Source organism: Bacteroidota bacterium (assembly GCA_037133915.1).
Taxonomy (GTDB): Bacteria; Bacteroidota; Bacteroidia; order Bacteroidales; family CAIWKO01; genus JBAXND01.
On record JBAXND010000112.1, the window covers coordinates 1 to 2,685 of the forward strand.

The 2,685-nt window shown below is 45.0% G+C and carries 2 protein-coding genes and 1 tRNA gene; all 3 read right to left on the minus strand.

The features are described from left to right. Nucleotides 1-24: 24 nt before the first annotated feature. Nucleotides 25-450 carry a hypothetical protein gene (locus WCM76_16825; GenBank protein MEI6767297.1) on the minus strand — a complete coding sequence of 142 codons (426 nt, stop codon included), beginning with the start codon at nt 448-450 and terminating at the stop codon, nt 25-27. A 435-nt stretch (nt 451-885) separates the two neighbouring features. Next, nucleotides 886-960, minus strand: a tRNA-Val gene (locus WCM76_16830). Between the two features lie 60 nt (nt 961-1,020). Continuing rightward, nucleotides 1,021-2,685, minus strand: a 1,665-nt coding sequence (locus tag WCM76_16835) for a T9SS type A sorting domain-containing protein (protein MEI6767298.1), incomplete at its 5' end; no start/stop codon positions are given.

The window sequence follows — 2,685 nt, forward strand, 5'->3', positions numbered from 1 at the left end:
AAAGGGGGTCAGCTTAACGCGGAACTAGGGGACCAGTTTGCGCGTATTCTCCAGTATCATCAAAAAGCGGGATTCATACCTTAGACTGTCTGTAAAATAGGCGCAAAGTGTATCGGTGGTTTTCGACAGCGTTTGAGTGAAGTTGTTAAAGAGTGCTGAAGGCTTCACCCACGCGGTGTCAGCAAAAATCATCGGAAATGATGTGAGCGCGTAAGGATGACCATAGGTGATCTGATTGTAATCATCAATGGCCTGCGATGAACGGCCCTGCGTGGTACCTATGGTAAAGTACGCGCCATTGACAAGGGTCATTTCAAAAACAGGATTAGACATGCTCAGCTTATCCCCGGGACCTTTGGTCTGACCGGTTATATCAAAATTCTTTTTGTTCTGGGCTGCCAACGTTAAAGCTGTGAGGCAAAGCAGCATGATAAGAAGATGTTTTTTCATGGGTTCAGTATTTCCGGGTAATCATAAATTCGTTTTAAACTTTTAAATCACATTGGCCTCCAGTGGCCGCCTGTTGGCAGAAAATCACCGGACTGACCTGTATTCTGGGAGCTGAAACATCGTGAATATCCATTCTTTCGCTAATCTGCAGCATCTTAAAATTTGATACTTAGTATCTTGAGCAGGCTTCAGATTAACTGCAAATAGTACAACCTATAATTAATAGACAAATATAATGACTAGGCCATAAGAAAGCAAGCAAATTACAAAGTAATTATTCACGCATGGAATCTTTCCCCCCCCCCCCCAACCGCGTGAAACAGCTTGTTTTTTAAGATATTAGCAGGGTCAAATAAAGTGGTGAGAGCCGGGGATAAAATAATGATTGCCGGCTGCATATAAAAAAAGGCTTCGGCACAAACCGAAACCTTTTTGTGGGTGGTAATGGATTCGAACCATCGACCCCTTGCCTGTCAAGCAAGTGCTCTAAACCAACTGAGCTAACCACCCTTTAGAAGCCGCAAAAGTAGTATTTTTTTTGCGGCTTTTTCAGAATTTTCTGCCACGTTTCTATTTTATCCTTACTACATGTTTAACGGCAACAGCGCCATCAATCATGATTCGGATAAGGTAAGAGCCGTCAGCAAGATTGAGCTCATCCCCGTCAATTCTCACCAAGTGCTTCCCTTTGAAAACTATATCTTCTGTCGGCAGTTCCGCCACTTTTCTCCCGACAAGGTCAAAAATGCCAATTTGAACTTCAGAGTCGGTTTTAAGATCAAATTCAATATAGAAAACACCGGAAAATGGATTCGGATAAATGCTCAGTGCCCGCATTGAAGCCGGTACTTCTATTCCTGTATTCACATCTACATGTACTATTGCCGATGTATCCATGCATCCGTTACTTCCCTGCACAACCACAAAATAATCGCCTGTAATCAATGCAGTATCACTTTGTTGCGTTCCGGTAGGAATCTGGCTGCCGTTGACGTACCACTGGTAAGCATAGGCAGGTGTGCTCGTAAGCACGAGTCCGTTTACCGTGATAACAGGCGTGCCCGGCCCAGGCAATATAGTCACAGTCATGGAAAGAGTGGGCGTAGAATCACAATTGTTGAATGCGGAAACATAAATGGTGGCATTGCCTGAAAATCCAGGATCCCAGTATACAACAGAGGTATTTCCTGTCCCGCTTATTGTTCCTGCCGATGCAGGTGAGATTGACCAGTTAAATCCGGTGGCATTGTTGCAAATTGCCGTGTAGGTGCTCGAATATGTTCCCTGACAAAGCGTTCCGAAACCTCCATGAAATATCAGCTGGGCAATAGTAGTATCTACCTGAACATTTAAAGATACTACTGAAGTCGTATCACAAGCATTAAGTGCATACACTGTAATGGTAGCTGGACCGGCAAACAAATTGCTCCATGAAACATTCAGTGTGCTGCCCAGGTTATTGACATTTGCAGCGTAAGCTGGAGTAACGTCCCATACAAAGGCCGTTGCTCCGGTTGAACTCGTTGAATATACCGATGAAGTTCCGCTACACACAGAATCAGGACCCGATATAGGAATGGGTAATGATGGCGCACCTCCAACATTTACAGTTAAACTTGCGGTTAAAGATGTGTCGCAGGCACTGTATGCAGAAACACTCACGACTGCGCTTCCTGTATATGTTCCACTCCAGGTGATGTCCGTTAACGCACCGTTACCACTTGCACTTCCTGCATTCGAGGGTGTCACTGTCCAGATGTAGCCAAGATTATACATGGCACTACTTGTGTAACTTACAGTTGAACCGGAACACACTATAGTTAATCCTGATGGTACGGAAGGTACTGTCGCAGCAGAAATAATACTAATCGTAATAGTGTTCGATGTTGCTGTGACAGGACTGGCGCAGGTTGCGTTGGAAGTCATCACGCAGGTGATTACATCATTATTTGCCAAACTGCCGTTCACGTAGGTGTTTGTATTATTCCCCACGTTGCTTCCGTTGAGTTGCCATTGATACACGGGCGTTCCGCCGTTGGTGGGCGATGCCGTGAATGTAACTGAAGTGCCTGCACATATGGCTCCCGACGGTGATGCTGCAATACTTACAGTCGGCGTCAGTACTGAATTTACAATCATTGTAATCGTGTTCGATGTTGCAGTAACAGGACTGGCGCAGGTTGCGTTGGAAGTCATCACGCAGGTGATTACATCATTATTTGCCAAACTGCCGTT

What these genes read in the sequence shown, in the direction of transcription:
- WCM76_16825 (MEI6767297.1), bottom strand. Translation starts at nt 450, where the DNA reads ATGAAAAAACATCTTCTTATCATGCTGCTTTGCCTCACAGCTTTAACG.